The organism is Bradyrhizobium betae (assembly GCF_004123905.1).
Lineage (GTDB): Bacteria > Pseudomonadota > Alphaproteobacteria > Rhizobiales > Xanthobacteraceae > Bradyrhizobium > Bradyrhizobium betae_A.
In genome coordinates this window covers 52,728-69,535 of sequence record NZ_MZXW01000050.1, presented here as the reverse complement: position 1 = coordinate 69,535, position 16,808 = coordinate 52,728, and the positions used below count along the sequence as shown (strand labels likewise).

Here is a 16,808-nt window from a genome sequence, read left to right as displayed (position 1 = left end):
CCATTATTGCGATTTTTAATGAAACATCAGCATCACGCCGAGACCAACCTGCTGGAGCCGCGCCTGCTCCGGCTCTTCGATGCGCTGTTCACCACGGGCAGCGTCACCAAGGCAGCCGAGAAGCTCGGTCAAAGTCAGCCGACCATTTCGATCTGGCTGGCCCGCCTGCGAAAGGAACTGGACGATCCGCTCTTCATCAGGTCAGCGGAGGGAATGCTGCCGACGCCGCGCGCCGAGGCTCTCATCGGCACGGCCAGACAGGCGTTGGAGATGCTGCGTCGTCTGACGGAGCTTCGCCCTGAGTTTGATCCGGCGACTGCAAAGCGCCGCTTCGTCATCTGCATGACGGATGCGAGCCACATCACGCTCCTTCCGGCCATCCTCAGCTATGTTCGTCGCGTTGCTCCGGGCATCCGCATTGAGGCGGCGCAGATTGGCGCCGACACCCCACGAATGCTGCAGTCTGGCGAGGCCGATCTAGCCCTCGGCTACATCTCGGACCTCGACGCCGGGCACTTCCAACAGGTGCTCTTTCCGCAGGATTGGGTCTGCTTGGCGAACGCAAACCATGCGAGGATCCGCGACCGCATCACCGCAAAGGATTTCAGGCGTGAAGCCCACGTCCTCATTCGCTCCGGCACCGGACATCAGTTGCTCGGGGACGCGCTACGGGAGCAGCGGATGGTCCTTGACGTCGCGCTTGAGCTCCCGGGCTTTTTGGGGTTACCCGCAATCGTCGGGACGACTGACCTGATCGCCACCCTTCCAAGACACATTGGCGAAACGTTGGCTCACTACTACGGACTGCGCGTGCTCGATTGCCCGCTGGCGATCGGCGGCTTTACGGTGAAGCAATATTGGCACGCCCGCTTCCATCACGACCCGGCAAACCAATGGTTGCGTGACGTCTGCGGGGAACTCTTTCAACAGCAGGAAGTGCGGGGTCTACATCGTTCCGGTCGGCCAAAGAAACGAAGGCCACGCGACTTGGCATCGTAGTCGAACGCTTATTGAAGGCGGAAGCTAAACGTCCGGTTTGCACGAAATGGCTGCCGATGTCATGTGTCCAACCCTCGAAGCCACGGTTGGTCAGGGAGGCAAGGCAGCCCTCCACCGCCTTTGCAGCCGACTGATGCGCGACCGTCTGGCGTACCACCTCGTAGACAATCATAGCTCGGCGCATGGCGGCCGCGTTGTATTCGATTGACGATCCGACTCGGGATGCCGGCGCCAGGGTACCGTAGTTCAACGCGAAACCGAAGCTGTCAAATGCCTCGTCAAAGAAGGTCACTTCACCGCGACACGCCAGATCGAAATGTCGGCGGAGTATGCTTGTCTCCTCGCGAGCTCGAATGCCTGCAATGGGCTTCGCGGGGGAAGAGCGCTTGGGAGATTGGGTGTATCCTTGGCATCTCGCGTAACACCGCCGCATTCACTGGCCGATATTCCCGCTCAACATGTTACCCCGGTGAAGGCGAGAAAGTCGTAGCGGAATTATGCAGATCGTCGTAGACGCCGGCGTGCGGCGACGTTCGAATATCGAGGCGGCCACGTCGGAGACGGCAACATCCAGTGTCTAAAGAAATCTGATTGAAAGGAAAGCTATGGCTTCTTCTCGTTCGGGCCGGGGCGGGCCAGTCGATCAACCCGATCGTGATGCAAATCCGGATGCGCCCTATTACCCTGATGCAACGTGGCAACACAGGAAGCCCTTGGAGTCGGGCATTAACCCTGACATTCTGAAGGAAGCCATCGATTTTGCAGTTGCCGGGGAGACGAAGGCGCCCCGCGACTTGGTGATGAATCACTATCAAAACTTCGGCCGCGAACCGTTCGGCTATGCAATCGGGCCCATCAGGGAGCGTGGTGACCCGACAGGAATCATTATTCACAAGGGTTACATCGTCGCCGAATGGGGAGAGCCGCTCAGGGTCGATATGACTCACAGCGTGACCAAGAGCTTTCTTTCAAGTGTGATCGGCATTGCCGTCGAGCGTGGCATGATCAAGAGCGTCGATGACGCCGTAAGGGATTACGTCGCGCCGATACAGCTCTACGCCCCACCCTTGACCACCAACAAATCGGATCGACTCAACACGCCCGATCTACTTCTCCCGTTTGAATCGCCGCACAATCGCGCCATCACCTGGGACAATCTGCTCCGACAGACCAGCGACTGGGAAGGCATCCTGTGGGGCAAGCCGGACTGAGCGGACCGGCCCAGCGACAATCCAGCGGAATGGGGGGCTTCGCCACGCAACACGCCAGGCACTGTTTACAAATATAATGACGTTCGCACCAATGTTCTGGCGCTCGCGGCCCTCAATGTATGGCGACGCCCGCTGCCGCAGGTCCTGAAGGATAATATCATGGACCCGATCGGTGCCTCCAGTACCTGGCGCTGGTTCGGCTACGAGAATTCCTGGGTGGTGCTGGATGGCTACCCGGTGCAGTCGGTGACCGGCGGTGGGCACTGGGGCGGCGGCATGTACATCAATGCCTATGACATGGCCCGCTTTGGTTACCTCACGCTGCGTCACGGCAAATGGAAAGATCGTCAATTACTCTCGACTCAATGGATCGATCAAGCCCTGACGCCGACCAAGCCCGAGCCGATCTACGGCTACATGAATTGGTTTCTCAACACCGACGGGAAACGCTGGCCGAGTGCTCCGGCCACCGCATTCGCCCATGTCGGCAACGGCACTAACATGGTCTATGTCGATCCCGAGCACGACCTCGTGGCCGTTGTTCGCTGGATCGACGGAGAAGCCATCGACGGTTTCCTGAAAAAGTTGCTCGCGGCCGTCGATCATGGATAGATCGGAGGCGTTACGGCTTAGTTTGAACGCCGGACGCGGCGGTAGCCCCTGCCAGTTCGCTGGCATGCGGGTTGCCTCTGTTCCGGATGCCGGTTCTCGGCACTGAATCTTCCGGCGTCGTTCTGCGTTTCGGAATCAAAAGGACAAAAAGATGCGATCGGATACTTGGCTCCGCGGCGCGCTGCTCGCCGCCTGCACAACAATGGTATTGGCGGCCCCGGCGCTGGCGCAAAAATCGGCTGACACGCTGCGCATCACCTGGCGCGATGCGATTCCTGACGTCAACCCATACTACAATTCGCAGCGCACCGGCATGGTCGTTGCGTTCCAGGCCTTCGACTGCCTGGCGTATCGCGATCCCCAAACCATGGAGATCAAACCGGCTCTGGCCACCTCGTGGAAGCAGGTCGATGACACCACGATCGATTTCACCCTGCGCGAGGGCGTAACGTTCCAGAACGGCGACCCCTTCACCGCTGATGACGTGGTGTACACGATCAACACCATCATTCAGGACAAGCGGGTGGCGATCCCCGCCTACTACACCTCCTTCGCCGGCGCCGAGAAGATCGACGACTTTCACGTGCGGCTCAAGCTGACCGGCCTGTCTCCGGCCGTGATGGAATATCTGTCGATGGTCACGCCGATCTGGCCGAAGGCCTATCGCGAGAAGATCGGCGCCGATGCCTATTCCAAGGCCCCGATCGGTACTGGCCCCTACAAGATCACCAAGGTCGACGGCACCACCCAGATCGATATGGAGCGGTATGACGGCTACTACGCCGGCAGCCCCAAGGGCCGGCCCGCCATCCGATACATCAAGATCCACGAAGTACCCGACGCCACAACCGAAATGACGGAGCTGCTTGGCGGACGCGCCGATTGGATCTGGGGTTATAATGCCGACCAGTTCGCGAATATCTCCCGGGTGCCAAATTTGGAGGCCGTGCGGTTCGGCACCATGCGCGTCCATTTCATGACTATCGACGCCGCCGGCCGTACAGGCGCCGACAATCCGCTGACCAAGCTGAAGGTTCGGCAGGCCGTTATCTCGGCAATCGACCGCGCCACGATGGCCAAGCAACTGATCCAGGGCGATTCGCGCGTGATCGACGCGCCGTGCTTCCCCAGCCAGTTCGGCTGCGATGTATCGGCGGCGGTAAAGTATCCATACGATCCGGCCCGGGCCAAGCAGCTTCTGGCTGAGGCCGGTTATCCCAACGGATTCGATACGGAACTCGTGACCTATGCTCCCGCGCAGCTGTCCGCTGCGATACAGAACTATCTCAAGGCCGTCGGCATCAACATGCGCATCCAGCAATTGCAGATCGGCGCGGCCATCCAGCTCGCGGAAGCAGGCAAGGCGCCACTGTATTCGGGCAGTTGGGGCAGCAATTCCGTCAACGATGCCTCGGCGTTCATGCCCTATTGGCTCGGCGGCGGATTGGACGACTACGCCCGTGACCCCGATGTGCACAAACTGTTGAATCAGGCCGGGGCCAGCAACGATCCGGAGGTGCGTCGCAAGGCCTTTTCCGAGGCTATCCGCCTGGCGACGGAGCGCGTCAATTTCATCCCGCTGTTCAGCGATGTCCGCTATGTCGCATTTTCAAAGCAGCTGAATTTCCAGGGCTTCCCGGACGATATTCCGCGCTTCTATTTGTCCAGCTGGAAGTAGATCCTGGCACAGCCTCCCACGGACGGCCGCGACCTGATACGGATCAGGTGGCGGCTGGCCTATGACGTAGTTGCCAGCAGACATTCGACCAGACGACCATCCTTGCGGATGTTGTCGGGCATTGTTACCGCGCATTCTGCGAATGCGCTCGGGCACCGCGGGTGGAAACGACAGCCTGGCGGGACATTCGTGGGATCCGGATAGGCATCGCCCAGTCCAACATCAGGAATGCCGAGAGCCGGATCCGGTGTCAGCACGGAGGAGAGAAGCGCCCTTGTGTAGGGATGCGCAGGCGTGCGGAACAGCTCCTGCGCCGGTGCCTGCTCGACGATCCGGCCGAGATACATCACCGCGACTTCCGTGGCGATGTGTTCCACCACTGCCAAATTGTGGCTGATGAAGAGATAGGTCAGCCCAAGCTCCCGCCTCAATTCCGTCAGCAGATTGAGAATCTGCGCCTGCACCGACACATCCAGCGCGCTGGTGGGCTCGTCACACACCACGATGCGCGGGTGCAGCACGAGGGCACGCGCGATGGCCACACGCTGACGCTGGCCGCCGGAGAGTTGTCCCGGCATGCGCTCGGCCATCTCGCTGGAAATTCCAACGCGCGCCAGCATCTCCATGACCCGGTCGACCTGCCGCGCCTTCGGCATATCGCCCTGGGAGGCCAACGGCAGGCCGACGATATCGCGAATGCGATGGCGCGGGTTGAGCGAGGAGAACGGGTCCTGGAACACCGGCTGGATCAGCCGGGCGCGTTCGCGTCGATCCATACCGGTCAGGCTGCGTCCGTCCACCAAAATCTCGCCCGAGGTCAGTGGCAGTAGGCCCATGATGAGCCGGGCGAGCGTTGACTTGCCGCAGCCGGACTCGCCCACGACGCCCAGCACGTCGCCCGCCGGGAGCGAGAACGTCACCCCGTCCACCGCGCGCACCGGTCGACGGAGGCGCACGATACCGCCGGACTGCTTGAACTCCCGGTGCACGTTCCTGACTTCGATGGCGTAAGTCATGCCGCGCTGGCCCGCGTCCAATCCGGCGGTAGCCGGCAAAGATAGGAATGATCGCCGCCAGCATCGCGCAGCGGCACGGCCTGCGCACATTCCGGCGCGGCTGACATACAGCGATCGCGAAACCCGCAACCGGCAAAGCCAGGCGGTATGCGGGGCACCATGCCCGGAATGTTACCCAGAGGCTCGCCCGTCTGCGTCTTGCCGGGCACGGGAATGCAGTCCAGCAGCCCGCGGGTGTAGGGATGCGTCGGAGCAGCAAACACGTCACCGACCGCGCCGGTTTCGACCACTTCGCCCGCATACATCACCGAGACACGCTGCGCCATGCGCGCTACCACCCCGAGGTCATGCGTGATCAACAGCAATGCCAGTCCCAACTCTTGCTGCAGCTTCTGCAACAACCGCAGGATCTGCGCCTGCACCGTCACATCGAGGGCGGTGGTGGGTTCGTCGGCGATCAGCAACTCTGGATCACACATCAGCGCCATCGCGATCATCACCCGCTGGCGCAGGCCGCCGGAGAGCTGATGGGGATACTGGCCCAGACGCATCCCCGGCGCCGTGATTCCCACGCGCGCCAGCAATTCGGCCGCCCTGTCCATGGCCTGCCGCCGTATGGCGCGACGATGGCGTTCGAGCACCTCGGACATTTGCGACCCGATCGTGTAGGCCGGGTTCAGACTCGTCATCGGTTCCTGGAAGATCATCGATATCTTGTCGCCGCGCAGCCGCGACATCTGCCGCTCCGACATAGCAAGCAGATCCTGCCCCTGAAAGCGGATATGATCGGCAGTTCGGATGATGCCACGCGGCAGCAGGTTCATCACCGACAGCGCGGAGATGGATTTGCCACAGCCCGACTCGCCAACCATGCAATGCGTTTCGCCGCGAGCTACTGCGAGCGACATGCCCCGCACCGCTTCCGTGCGCCCGCCGATGGACACCCGCAGATTGGCGACGCTGAGAACCGGATCTTGCAACGAGGCTGTCATCGCTCCAGATCCGCTCCTAGCATGTCGCGCAGTCCATCACCCAGAAGGTTGACGCCGAGCACCAGGACGAACAGCACGACGCCCGGGGTCATGATCACCCACGGGCTGAAGAACATGTATTCCTTGGCCTCGGCGATCATTAGGCCCCAGCTCGGCAAAGGCGGCGGCACGCCTAGGCCGAGAAACGACAACGCAGCTTCAAGCAAGATCGCCAGCGCCATTTCCAGCGTTGCCACCACCACCAAATGATTGGCAATATTGGGCAGCACCTCGCGCACGAGAATGTGCACGCGCGAGGCACCGGCAGCTTGGGCTGCGGCGATATAATCGAGGTTGCGCACTTGCATCGCGGTGGTACGAGCCACGACGGCGAACCGGTCCCACAGCAACAGCCCCAGCGTGAGGATCACCACCGCAAGCGAACTGCCAACCAGCGCCACCACCGTCAACGCCACCAGGATCAGCGGGATCGACAAACGGCAGGTGATAAGGAACATGACGAAGTCATCGGTCCGCCCGCCATAGAACCCGCCGACGATCCCGAGCGTGATGCCGATGAGCCCGGATGTGATAACGGCCAGCACGCCAATCAGCATGGAAATGCGCGTGCCGTAGATCAGGCGCGAAAGATAGTCCCGCCCGATCTGATCCGTGCCCAATAGATGCGTCGGTTGGCCGCCCTCCATCCAGACCGGCGGGATCAGGCGCAGGTTGAGGTCCTGAGCGAATGGATCATGCGGCGTCAGATAGGGCGCGAAAATCGCGACCAGCAACGCGGTCCCTACGATCACCACTCCGAGCAGCGTGGCGAGGCGGCGAAAAGCTGGAAAGCGCCGGCGACCCGGAAGGGCTTGTGCAATCCCGACCGAACTCACGCTCGCAGCCTCGGATCCAGCAGCGCATTCATCATGTCCGCCAGCAAGGTCAGGACGATGTAGATGACGGCCAAGAATAGCACGACAGCCTGCACGACCGGGAAATCATTTTTGATGATCGATTCCCAGGCCAGATAGCCGACGCCCGGCAGCGCGAATACGGACTCGATCACCACTGACCCTCCCAACATGAAACCAAGCTGCACGGCCGCGATGGAGACCACCGGCATTGCCGCATTGCGCAAGGCGTGCTTGAGGATGATCTTCGTTCGACTCAGTCCCTTGGCGCGCGCGGTGCGAATGTAATCCGCTGCCAGCGCGTCGATCATTCCCGACCGCGTCAGGCGCATCAATGCCGGGATAGCCGAAAAGGCGAGCACGATCCCCGGCATGATATAGCCTTGCCACGTTTCCACGCCCGAAATTGGCAACCATTGCAGTTCCAGGCCAAGCAGAACGATCATGACCAAGCCGAGCCAAAAGCCCGGCATCGCCTGTCCCAGCAACGCCACCATCATGATGCCACGGTCGATGGCCGAGCCCTCCCGCACCGCCGCCAGAATGCCTAGCGGCAGGCCGATCAACAGGGCGATCGAAAGTCCGGTCAGGCCAAGTGTCAGAGTGACCGGCAATCGGTCGCGGATCAGTCCAGAGACCGGGGCATGGTAGAGAAAGGATCGGCCGAGATCGCCCTCGGCGGCATGGCCGGCCCACTCGAGAAACTGCACCACTAACGGCCGGTCGAGGCCATAATTCTTCGTAATGATCGCGATATCGGCCGCGGTCGCGTTCGGGCCTGCGATGGACGCGGCCAGATCGCCCGAAAGGTGTGTCAAGGCGAAGCTGACGACCAGCACCGTCAGGCACACCAAGGCGGCCAACCATAGTCGGCGAAGAATGAAGAGCACCATTGGCGACAACTACGATAGCGAGCAACTAACGGCAAGTTCAAGATGACAAGCCGCCGGAATGGCGAAATCTGAATTCTGCCTGTCTTTCCTGCACCGCGCCTGACCGTGTTCTCGTCGAGGTGAAGGACTCGGGACCGGGATTGGCCACAGAAAGTATCGAGCGCGTCTTCGGCCCCTTCTACACGACGAAGCCGGGCGGCCTGGGGGTGGGACTGTCGATCTGCAGTTCGATCATCGAAGCTCATACCGGGCGCCTGTGGGTGACCGCCAACCTGCCTCGTGGCGCGATTTTCCACTTCACAGTGCGCCAACTTCGCGCACCAGGCGGGAAAGTCCATTTTGTCCAACCGGGACAGCAGATTTTCGGCGGCCGGGTCAGCCCACGACGACGTAGATCTTCCGCACCGTCTCGATCGTCTTCCAGACGCCGACATAGCCCGGTTTCATCACGAAGCTGTCGCCGGCGCGGAAAATCCGAGGCTCCCGGCCTTCCTCGGTCAGCTCCACCACGCCGGAAAGGATGTAGCAGTACTCGAAGGTCTCGCCCTTGATCGAGCGGTTCTCGCCGGGCGTGGCCTCCCAGACTCCGGTCTTGACTGAGTCGCCGCGGGAAGCGTCCTGTGCCCAGGTCTTGTAGGATGGATCGCCGGAGACCAGGCGGCCTGGCAAGGTCTTGGAGTGCTTGGGCTCGCCAGTGGGGGCGAGGTCGAGCTTAACGAGAAGAGACATGGTGACAGCCTTTCTTTCGTGGTGCAGGCGACGTTGTCGATAACCGCCCTGGCCGGTGGGCAACAGTTCACGGCGCGCAAATCTACATTTTACATCATCTCAGGACGGCGGATCGCTGACCCGTCGCTGAAGCGAGCAAGTCGATAGGGGCTCGGATCGACACACGGCGTATCCCCGGTCGCCAACTGGCTCGCGATAAGGCCGCTACCAGGGCCGATTCCGAAGCCATGTCCACTGAAGCCCGAGGCGATGACCAGACCCGACAACGCATCGACCGTCGATATGATCGGCACGAGATCGGGAGCGGTATCGATGAGCGCGCCCCACGACGCGGCCACCTCTATGCCCCGCAGGGCAGGAAACTCCTTGGTGAGATTGCTGATGGCCAGATCCACCATCTGCGGATCGGGAGCCGGGTCCAGGATCCGAATCCGTTCAAATGGCGAGACTTCGTCGTTATGCCATCCGCCAGCCGCCTCGGGCCCATTCCAGAATGAGCTGTTGAGACGGTATTTGAGCTTCTTGGCTAACTTCGCGCGGTACATTTGATAGAACCGCGTCGCATAGCGCAGACCCTGCGGTGCAATATTCAGTGTGCCGTGGCCGGGGACCGCGACAGTATATCCCCCATCGACCCGTCGGCGCATCGAGAAGCCGGGAGCGGCAAAATTTCCGGCAGTCAGCACATCGGCGATCGGCTTGGTGCGCAGCGCCGTCGCGCCAATGTTTGCGATAGGCAGGTCGATGCCATGCCGACGGCACAAACGCGAGGTCCAGGCCCCGCCTGCGGCCACCACAATCGGCGCCCGGATCAAACCTCGCTCGGTCCAGACGCCCTGAACCGATCCGTCGGTAATCTCGAGGCCGCGTACAGCGCAATTCTGCTGAAGTGAAACTCCGAGCGCCTTCGCGCCTTCAGCGATTGCCGGTACTGCCATGCTCGGTTCGGCGCGGCTACCCGTCGGCGACCAGACCCCGCCGATCCACTTGGTCATTGTCCCGGGTGAGCGCTCCCCCGCCTGAACTGACGTCAGCAATTCGCTGTGATAGCCTCTCTCCGCGGCCGACCTCAGCCAACTTTCCCATTTGGCAAAGACCCCCGGATCATCGGTACAATAGAGATTTCCGGTCTGCCTGAACCCGAGATCACGTCCGATTTCCCGGCCGAGTTCGTCCCAACGTTGCAGGCTCAGCATCGCCAGTGTCAGTTCGTGAAGATCGCGGTTCTGCTGACGGACCCAACCCCAATTGCGGCTCGACTGTTCGCCTGCGACCACCCCCTTCTCGATGAGAGCGACAGACCGCCCCTTTTTCGCGAGCTCGTAGGCTGTGCAAGTGCCTATGATGCCGGCGCCTATGACCACAGCATCGACATGCGTCGGAAAATCCGGGCTGGTTTGAACGAGATCAACTTGAACGGGCACTGTAAGATTTTTCCGAGTTTTTGTTCTGATCGCAGATAGGCGACCTAGCCTGCGACCCTGATCAGCGCGCGTTTGCCTTGTCGGCCGAGCATAGCCGCAGGCGTTTGATAGAATGTGCCGCAATGCGTGGTCATTCAGCAGAAGGGCCACCGGTTGACGGCGAAACCAGCACGAAGTTTCGCAGTGCTGTCTCTTTCGCCCCTCCTGAGTCGAACCGACACGGAGGGTGCTCACCCTGTCTCCTGATGGTCAGTCCGCAGGTCCAGCGTGAGGCAGTCGTTTCGCTCCTGGCGGTCCGGCTCTCATCGCAGGTCGGGCCGGCATTTATTCCCGGCTGAACTGCGCCATCGATGTCAGGGTATGTGAGCGGTACCGGTATTGGCGGCTGCCGTACCAGGTTCGAGCAGCACGACCTCGCAGGTATCGTCCAACGCGACAGGGCAATGCTCGACGCCATGCGGGACCACGATGAACTCGCCCGCCTCGATGATCTCGTCCCGATCGCGGAACTTCATCAGGAGCCGGCCCTTGTGCACGAAGAAAAGTTCGTCCTCGCGCTTATGAAAGCGCCAGATGAACTCGCCCGAGAACTTGGCAAGCTTGATTTGCATATCATTGATCTGACCGGCGATCTTTGGAGACCAGGTGTCGTTGAAGCGCCCGAACGAGCTGGTCAGGTTCTTCTTGTGGAACGGCGAGAGGTGCCGATTGAGCACGGCCACGTCACGAATGATGGCCCCGAGTTGGCGAGCGACGTCCTTGTCGTCGGCCGGATACTTGCCGTCCAAGGCGGCAGTGCCGATCGTGAATCCGGCGGCGCCCGCTTCCTTCAGGATGGCGATCTGCTCGGGCGTATCAATCGAGCCGGCCACGTAGACGGGCTTGGACACCGCCGCGCACACCGCTTTGATGAGGGCCGGAACGTCTTCCTTGGACCTATAGGCGAGCAGGTCGAGACCATGCACGCCCTCTCGCGCGGTCAACGCCTTGGCGCTGTTGACGATCTCCTCGATACTCCCTTCGAGCACGCTCGGGTGACCCGTGATGCGACCCGGGAACGGGAAGTATTGGATCCCGGTGTCGGCGACGATCGGCAGGACATCGTCGACACGTGTGCCGCCGAGCAAGATGTCAACGCCGATTTCGGCCGCCGCCTTCGCTGAAACGATTTCACTTTCCGGATCGAGTGAAACGACCTCGAGATAGGAGGTCGCGCCGTCTGCCTTGATGACCTGGTTGAGGACCTTGAGTCGGTCGATAGGCAGGCCGATGTCCTTGAAGCCGATATGGCGAACGCCGAGATTCAAGGCGGTTTTGAGCTGTTCTGATGCGTCCACGACCGTGCGGTCGTTGCGCGTCAGCATGAAGATGAAGCGGAGGCCCATTAGACTACCCTTTCAAGTTCTTTGGTTGTGGTTTGCGCAGCAACGAGCCTCCGCGCATAAGCGAGCGCGGTCTCTAGACTGGTAGGATCGGCAATGCCCTGACCAGCAATGTCGAACGCCGTGCCATGGTCAGGACTTGTGCGGACGAACGGCAGGCCGAGCGTGATGTTCACACCTTTTTCGAGGCCGAGATATTTTACCGGGATCAGGCCCTGGTCGTGATATTGGGCCACGACCACATCGAAGCGGCCCTTGCGGGCCTGCATGTAGACAGTGTCGCCGGGCCAGGGACCACTGGCGTCGATGCCCTCGGCGCGCGCGGCTTCGATCGCGGGCCGGATGATCCGGATTTCCTCGTCGCCGAAGAGACCGCCTTCGCCGGCATGGGGGTTGAGCCCTGCGACCGCAACGCGCGGCGCCGCGATCCCGAGGGCCTTGCCGCCCTCATTTGCGAGCCGGATCGCCGACATCTGCGCGTCGAAATCCGCCTGGTCGATGGCCTTGCGCAGCGACGTGTGGATGGTGACGAGAACCGTGCGGATATCGTCGTTGGCCAGCATCATCGCAACGCGCTTCGCGCCACCATAATCGGCGAGGATTTCGGTGTGCCCGGGATAGCGAATGCCCGCGCTTCCCATCGCTTCCTTGTTGATCGGCGCGGTGACGATGCCGCTGACCTTGCCGGCCTTGGCTGCCGCGATGGCGGCGACGATCGCGTCGAAAGAAGCTTGGCCGGAAATGGCACTGACGACCCCTAGCGGGGGCGGCGCGATGATTTGCGTCGCCTCGACTATCTCAATGGAGCGCGGCTCAGAACGTGCCTCTTCAGGTCCGGCGATACGCCTGACCGTCAGGTCGAGACCCAGACGATGGACGATGTTCTCCATCACGACGTAGCTGCCGAAGACGACCGTGCGTTCATGGCCCTTGGCCAATGTCTTCGCCACGATCTCCGGGCCGATGCCGGAGGCATCGCCCATTGTGATGGCGAGGGGAGCGGTTTGGGTCATCACAAAACCTGTTCTGATACGGAGGCGCCAAAGCGGAGCTGCGCGATCGCACGACGCAGCGTGTTGTCGTCGCCGAAGCCGCCTGCCTTCGTGGCGATAAGTAGCTCCCGCCCACCTTCGAGGGATGCGCGGCCAAGCGGAAAGCCTGGCTCAAGCTCTTGCGGACCAGCCCCATCGGTGGCGCTGGTCAAGTCGTCGGCGAGAATACCGATCGTGTATTGGCTATTGGTTCGCATGGATCAATTATCTCAAACCAAACCAGTATAAGAAGCGATAGTTTTTGTGCTTCATTGGTGATATTTTATCACCAATGAAGCGGTCAGAAATACCTTCGTTGGACGACTTGCGTGCGTTCGAGACCACGGCGCGCCTGGGGTCCGTCCGCTTTGCCGCCGACAGCCTTGCCCTGACCCATGGGGCTGTGAGCCGCCGTATCACCAAACTTTCCGGGGACCTCGGCTTCAAACTCTTCGAAAAAAGCGGACGCGGCTTGCGACTCACGGCTGCTGGAGAGGTGCTCAACCTCACACTCGGCCGGTTCTTCACTGAGCTGGCGACGACCGTTGAGAGCTTGCGTGCTGCCAACGCTCACCAGAATTCCCTCGTTCTCTCATGCGAGCCTTCAGTCGCGATGCGCTGGCTTATTCCGAGGCTTGCAAGCTTCCAGGCCGCCCACCCCGATATCGCTCTACATCTGTCAGTCGGTGGCGGGCCCGTCGAGTTTCGCCGCGACCGGATCGATCTTGCCATACGGCGGCTCGACTTTGCGCTCCCGGAGGCGTGGCACGTCCGGCGCCTTTTTCCCGAGAAGGTAGGACCGGTCATGAGCCCTCGGCTCGCGCCAGCGTTTGCCTCGGGGGAGTACATCGCCTTGGGTTCAAAGACCCGGCCTGACGCCTGGTCGCGATGGCTTTCCATCCACCCGTCGGTGCGGCGCCCCACGGAGATTCGGTTCTACGACCACCACTTCCTGATCGTTGAAGCCGCATCGGCGGGGTTGGGCGTTGCCCTCAGCCCGCGGGTCCTTGCAACCGACGACATCGATCGAGGGCGGCTCATCGCACCCGCCGGTTTCGATCCCGACGAAAGCCACTATGGCCTGATCTGGACAGGAGAACCCGAACTGTCCGGGAAAGCCCACGATCTTGCTCTATGGCTGCAAGGACAGTGCAAGAATTTCATCTGAAGCGCGATGGCGTGGCGTTCGGAGCCTATATCGAGCTACCGGTAAAATCCGAGAACAGCCTTTGTTTCCAGATATTCCTCCATACCCTCGAGCCCATATTCCCGGCCGTTGCCGGACCGCTTGTATCCGCCAAAAGGTGCGTTCGGGTCCCAGTCGGGATGGTTGAGATGCACTTGACCCGACTGGATCCGCCCGGCGACCGCCCGCACCATCTCAATATCCGTACCTTGCACGTGGGCACCGAGGCCGTAGACGGTGTCGTTGGCGATCTCGACCGCCTCATCGATCGTATCGTAGGGAATGATCGACAGCACCGGGCCGAAGATTTCCTCGTGCGCAATCCTCATGTCGCGACGGACGTTCGAGAAGATCGTCGGCCGCGCATAGAGGCCGACCTGAAGGTTGTCGGGTCGCCCCGGCCCGCCAATGACAAGCTTGGCGCCCTCCTCCAGACCGACACCAATCATGGCCTGGATACGCTCGAACTGCGGCCGGTTGGCGATCGGACCATGGGTCGTGCTTTCCGCGCGCGGATCGCCGACCACCATTTCGGAAGCAGCCGCCGCGGCGAGAACCTCGACGTCCGCCATCTGCGAGCGGGACACAAGCATGCGCGTGGGTGCGCTGCAGGATTGACCGAGATTGCGGAAAGCGGCACCAACGCCGAGTGGAACGGCCCGGCTCAGATCGGCATCAGGTAAAATGATGTTCGGCGACTTGCCGCCGAGTTCCTGGGCAACGCGCTTGACGGTGGGCGCCGCCGCTTGCGCGACGAGAATCCCTGCCCGGGTCGAGCCGGTGATCGAGATCATGTCGACGTGCGGATGCGACGCGAGAGCGGCGCCCACGATTGGACCTATCCCATTGACGAGGTTGAAGACGCCGGGCGGGCAACCGGCATCGTCCATCACCTCCGCGAACAGCAAGGCGCTCAGAGGTGACAATTCGCTCGGCTTCAACACCACCGTGCAACCCGCCGCGAGGGCCGGACCGACCTTGGCTGTGATCTGGTAGAGAGGCCAGTTCCAGGGGGTGATGAGGCCGCAGACGCCGATGGCCTCGCGCATGATGGCGGTGTTGCCGCGCGGGTTGATGAAAGAATAGGTCGCGAGATTGTCACGCGCGACACGGATATGTTCGGCGGCCAGCGGCACCTGGGCGCGGCGCGCATAGGTGATCGCGGCCCCCATCTCGCTCGTGAGTGCCTGCGCGAACAGTTCCAGCCGATCGAGGATCAGATCATGGACCCGGTCGAGCAGCGCCGCCCGCTCGGCCGCCGGCTTACGAGACCAGCCGGCGAAGGCTCGTCTGGCGGCGGCGACCGCGCGCTCCACATCCTCGTCATTGCCGAGCGCGACCTCGGCGATCGGCTGCTCGGTCGCCGGGTTGACGGCGGCCGCGGTGGCCGATCCGATCGGCTTCCGCCATTCTCCGTCGATGTAGAATTTGCAGAGGAAGCCGGCTTCCATCAGGTGTCGAACCGACGAGATCATTGGAAGCGGTCTTTCATCCGGTAATAGGCGCCGATCAGCGGAAGGAACCAGGGGGGACCGAGATGGCCCGGAATGGCGGGCCAGGCGAAGTCTTTCCAGGGATTGAGCTCGGCGCGCCCGTCCATGACTTCCGCCATGATCGTCCCCATCAGGGTCGACATCTGGGTGCCGTGGCCGCTGTAGCCCATGGAATAATAGATGCCGTTGCGTTCGCCGGCGCGTGGCAGCCGATCGCGCGTCATGTCGACCATCCCGCCCCAGCAATAGTCGATGCGCACGCTGCGAAGCTCGGGGAAAACATCGTGCAGCGCGGTCTGCAGGATCGCGCCGCTTTTTTCGTCCGACGCCGGGTTGGAGATGGCGAAGCGCGCGCGTCCGCCGAACAGCAGCCGATTGTCGGGCGTCGTTCGGAAGTAGTTGACCAGGTTCTTCGTATCCACCGCCATTCGGCGGCGGGGCAGAAGTCGATCGAGCGTCGCGATCTGCAAGGGCTCGGTGACGATCAGGAAGGCGCCCACCGGCACGATCCGGCGTCGAATCCAACCCAGCGGTCCCGTATGCGAGGTGCCGCTCGCGAGCAGAACTTGCGAGGCCCGAAGCCGGCCCTTGGGCGTCTCGATCTCGTGGCCTCCGCCGGCGGCGGGTCGCAGGCCCATCATCGGCGTACGCTCGTGGATCTCGACGCCGCGCCGCGCCGCCGCGTCCGCAAGACCGCGGACGAAGCGCCCGACATGCATGCCGGCGCTCTTGCGGTAGATCAGCCCGCCGTAATAGCGCTGCGACCCCACCTCGCCGGCGAGATCAGCACGGGTCACCATCGCCGTGTCGGGATCGACATTGGCGGCCAGCAATTCCTGACTGCGCGCCAGCTTGTCATAGTGCTCAGGCCTTGCCGCAAGCTTGATCTTGCCGACGCGCGCGAAGCTGCAGTCGATCTTCTCTTCCGTCACCAGCCGCTCGACCGTGGCAACCCCGGCATCGAAGGCCCGATAGAGTCGATCAGCGACGTCCTTACCGAGCTTGGCCGAGAGCGTGCCGTAGTCCTGAGCGAACCCATTGTTGCACATGCCGCCGTTTCGGCCGGACGCTGCGTGCCCGATCGTCTCGGCTTCGAGGAGTACGACGCGCGCGCCCTTCTTGGCGAGCGCCAGAGCGGCCGATGAACCGGTCAGGCCGCCGCCGATCACCGCAACGTCGCAGACGCCTTGCACCGGTCCTGCGGCGGCGCGCGTGAATGGCTCCGATGTATCCAGCCAATAGGATGTAAGCTTCATACCGGCTCCGAAA

The 16,808-nt window shown here is 61.9% G+C and carries 15 protein-coding genes and 3 pseudogenes; 7 read left to right on the top strand and 11 right to left on the bottom strand.

Going from position 1 to position 16,808, the window contains the following annotated elements; all coding sequences use genetic code 11:
• The first annotated feature begins 18 nt into the window (after nucleotides 1-18).
• The 5 genes and pseudogenes from B5V03_RS32930 (at nucleotide 19) to B5V03_RS32915 (ending at nucleotide 4,500) form a co-directional block, all read left to right on the top strand.
• Nucleotides 19-999, top strand: a complete 981-nt coding sequence (locus tag B5V03_RS32930; protein WP_129274548.1) for a LysR family transcriptional regulator — start codon at nucleotides 19-21, stop codon at nucleotides 997-999.
• A 309-nt stretch (nucleotides 1,000-1,308) separates the two neighbouring features.
• Nucleotides 1,309-1,434, top strand: a pseudogene (locus B5V03_RS42585) (helix-turn-helix domain-containing protein); the annotation flags it as partial.
• 170 nt (nucleotides 1,435-1,604) lie between these two features.
• Complete coding sequence (locus B5V03_RS42100) at nucleotides 1,605-2,210, top strand: hypothetical protein (RefSeq protein ID WP_206736217.1); 606 nt, start codon at nucleotides 1,605-1,607, stop codon at nucleotides 2,208-2,210.
• Between the two features lie 51 nt (nucleotides 2,211-2,261).
• Nucleotides 2,262-2,822, top strand: a pseudogene (locus B5V03_RS42095) (serine hydrolase domain-containing protein); the annotation flags it as partial.
• A 313-nt stretch (nucleotides 2,823-3,135) separates the two neighbouring features.
• Nucleotides 3,136-4,500 carry an ABC transporter substrate-binding protein gene (locus B5V03_RS32915; protein ID WP_164988456.1) on the top strand — a complete coding sequence of 455 codons (1,365 nt, stop codon included), beginning with the start codon at nucleotides 3,136-3,138 and terminating at the stop codon, nucleotides 4,498-4,500.
• A gap of 59 nt (nucleotides 4,501-4,559) precedes the next feature.
• Here B5V03_RS32915 and B5V03_RS32910 read toward each other — a convergent pair whose 3' ends face one another.
• The 4 genes from B5V03_RS32910 to B5V03_RS32895 are packed head-to-tail and all read right to left on the bottom strand — an operon-like array spanning nucleotide 4,560 to nucleotide 8,294.
• Nucleotides 4,560-5,516 carry an ABC transporter ATP-binding protein gene (locus tag B5V03_RS32910; protein WP_129274546.1) on the bottom strand — a complete coding sequence of 319 codons (957 nt, stop codon included), beginning with the start codon at nucleotides 5,514-5,516 and terminating at the stop codon, nucleotides 4,560-4,562.
• Nucleotides 5,513-6,508: an ABC transporter ATP-binding protein gene (locus B5V03_RS32905; RefSeq protein WP_129274545.1), complete on the bottom strand. Its 996-nt coding sequence runs from the start codon at nucleotides 6,506-6,508 to the stop codon at nucleotides 5,513-5,515. Before B5V03_RS32905 ends, B5V03_RS32910 begins: the two co-directional genes overlap by 4 nt.
• Complete coding sequence (locus tag B5V03_RS32900) at nucleotides 6,505-7,383, bottom strand: ABC transporter permease (protein ID WP_129274544.1); 879 nt, start codon at nucleotides 7,381-7,383, stop codon at nucleotides 6,505-6,507. Before B5V03_RS32900 ends, B5V03_RS32905 begins: the two co-directional genes overlap by 4 nt.
• Nucleotides 7,380-8,294 (bottom strand): ABC transporter permease, encoded by a 915-nt coding sequence (locus B5V03_RS32895; protein ID WP_129274543.1) that lies wholly within the window; start codon nucleotides 8,292-8,294, stop codon nucleotides 7,380-7,382. The genes B5V03_RS32900 and B5V03_RS32895 overlap by 4 nt, the downstream gene beginning before the upstream one ends.
• A 98-nt stretch (nucleotides 8,295-8,392) precedes the next feature.
• On the opposite strand from B5V03_RS32895, the pseudogene B5V03_RS42835 reads away from it, so the two are divergent.
• Nucleotides 8,393-8,599 (top strand): annotated as a pseudogene (locus tag B5V03_RS42835) (ATP-binding protein); the annotation flags it as partial.
• Nucleotides 8,600-8,669: 70 nt separating this feature from the next.
• Here B5V03_RS42835 and B5V03_RS32885 read toward each other — a convergent pair.
• The 5 genes from B5V03_RS32885 to B5V03_RS32865 form a co-directional block, all read right to left on the bottom strand.
• Nucleotides 8,670-9,023 (bottom strand): cupin domain-containing protein, encoded by a 354-nt coding sequence (locus tag B5V03_RS32885; RefSeq protein WP_129274542.1) that lies wholly within the window; start codon nucleotides 9,021-9,023, stop codon nucleotides 8,670-8,672.
• A gap of 89 nt (nucleotides 9,024-9,112) precedes the next feature.
• Nucleotides 9,113-10,447, bottom strand: coding sequence for an NAD(P)/FAD-dependent oxidoreductase (locus tag B5V03_RS32880; protein WP_129274541.1), 1,335 nt, complete (start codon nucleotides 10,445-10,447; stop codon nucleotides 9,113-9,115).
• Nucleotides 10,448-10,800: 353 nt separating this feature from the next.
• Complete coding sequence (locus B5V03_RS42930; RefSeq protein ID WP_129274540.1) at nucleotides 10,801-11,832, bottom strand: cupin domain-containing protein; 1,032 nt, start codon at nucleotides 11,830-11,832, stop codon at nucleotides 10,801-10,803.
• Entirely contained in the window at nucleotides 11,832-12,812 is a 981-nt protein-coding gene (gene pdxA, locus B5V03_RS32870) for a 4-hydroxythreonine-4-phosphate dehydrogenase PdxA (RefSeq protein WP_433995357.1), read from the bottom strand. Before pdxA ends, B5V03_RS42930 begins: the two co-directional genes overlap by 1 nt.
• Nucleotides 12,813-12,841: 29 nt before the next feature.
• Complete coding sequence (locus tag B5V03_RS32865; RefSeq protein WP_245502411.1) at nucleotides 12,842-13,078, bottom strand: hypothetical protein; 237 nt, start codon at nucleotides 13,076-13,078, stop codon at nucleotides 12,842-12,844.
• 98 nt (nucleotides 13,079-13,176) lie between these two features.
• Here B5V03_RS32865 and B5V03_RS32860 point away from each other — a divergent pair, with 98 nt between their 5' ends.
• Nucleotides 13,177-14,028, top strand: coding sequence for a LysR family transcriptional regulator (locus B5V03_RS32860; RefSeq protein ID WP_245502410.1), 852 nt, complete (start codon nucleotides 13,177-13,179; stop codon nucleotides 14,026-14,028).
• A gap of 35 nt (nucleotides 14,029-14,063) precedes the next feature.
• On the opposite strand, the gene B5V03_RS32855 is transcribed toward B5V03_RS32860, so the two are convergent.
• Together B5V03_RS32855 and B5V03_RS32850 are read right to left on the bottom strand one after the other, a co-directional pair.
• Entirely contained in the window at nucleotides 14,064-15,521 is a 1,458-nt protein-coding gene (locus B5V03_RS32855) for an aldehyde dehydrogenase family protein (protein WP_129274537.1), read from the bottom strand.
• Entirely contained in the window at nucleotides 15,518-16,795 is a 1,278-nt protein-coding gene (locus B5V03_RS32850) for an NAD(P)/FAD-dependent oxidoreductase (RefSeq protein ID WP_129274536.1), read from the bottom strand. The genes B5V03_RS32855 and B5V03_RS32850 overlap by 4 nt, the downstream gene beginning before the upstream one ends.
• Between the last annotated feature and the right edge of the window lie 13 nt (nucleotides 16,796-16,808).

Bases quoted from the DNA above. Each gene is read 5' to 3' on its own strand.
- B5V03_RS32850 (WP_129274536.1), bottom strand. From the start codon at position 16,795: ATGAAGCTTACATCCTATTGGCTGGATACATCGGAGCCATTCACGCGC.
- B5V03_RS42930 (WP_129274540.1), bottom strand. From the start codon at position 11,832: ATGGGCCTCCGCTTCATCTTCATGCTGACGCGCAACGACCGCACGGTC.
- B5V03_RS32910 (WP_129274546.1), bottom strand. From the start codon at position 5,516: ATGACTTACGCCATCGAAGTCAGGAACGTGCACCGGGAGTTCAAGCAG.
- B5V03_RS32855 (WP_129274537.1), bottom strand. From the start codon at position 15,521: ATGATCTCGTCGGTTCGACACCTGATGGAAGCCGGCTTCCTCTGCAAA.
- pdxA (WP_433995357.1), bottom strand. From the start codon at position 12,812: ATGGGCGATGCCTCCGGCATCGGCCCGGAGATCGTGGCGAAGACATTG.
- B5V03_RS42100 (WP_206736217.1), top strand. From the start codon at position 1,605: ATGGCTTCTTCTCGTTCGGGCCGGGGCGGGCCAGTCGATCAACCCGAT.
- B5V03_RS32885 (WP_129274542.1), bottom strand. From the start codon at position 9,023: ATGTCTCTTCTCGTTAAGCTCGACCTCGCCCCCACTGGCGAGCCCAAG.
- B5V03_RS32930 (WP_129274548.1), top strand. From the start codon at position 19: ATGAAACATCAGCATCACGCCGAGACCAACCTGCTGGAGCCGCGCCTG.
- B5V03_RS32905 (WP_129274545.1), bottom strand. From the start codon at position 6,508: ATGACAGCCTCGTTGCAAGATCCGGTTCTCAGCGTCGCCAATCTGCGG.
- B5V03_RS32865 (WP_245502411.1), bottom strand. From the start codon at position 13,078: ATGCGAACCAATAGCCAATACACGATCGGTATTCTCGCCGACGACTTG.
- B5V03_RS32895 (WP_129274543.1), bottom strand. From the start codon at position 8,294: ATGGTGCTCTTCATTCTTCGCCGACTATGGTTGGCCGCCTTGGTGTGC.
- B5V03_RS32915 (WP_164988456.1), top strand. From the start codon at position 3,136: ATGGTCGTTGCGTTCCAGGCCTTCGACTGCCTGGCGTATCGCGATCCC.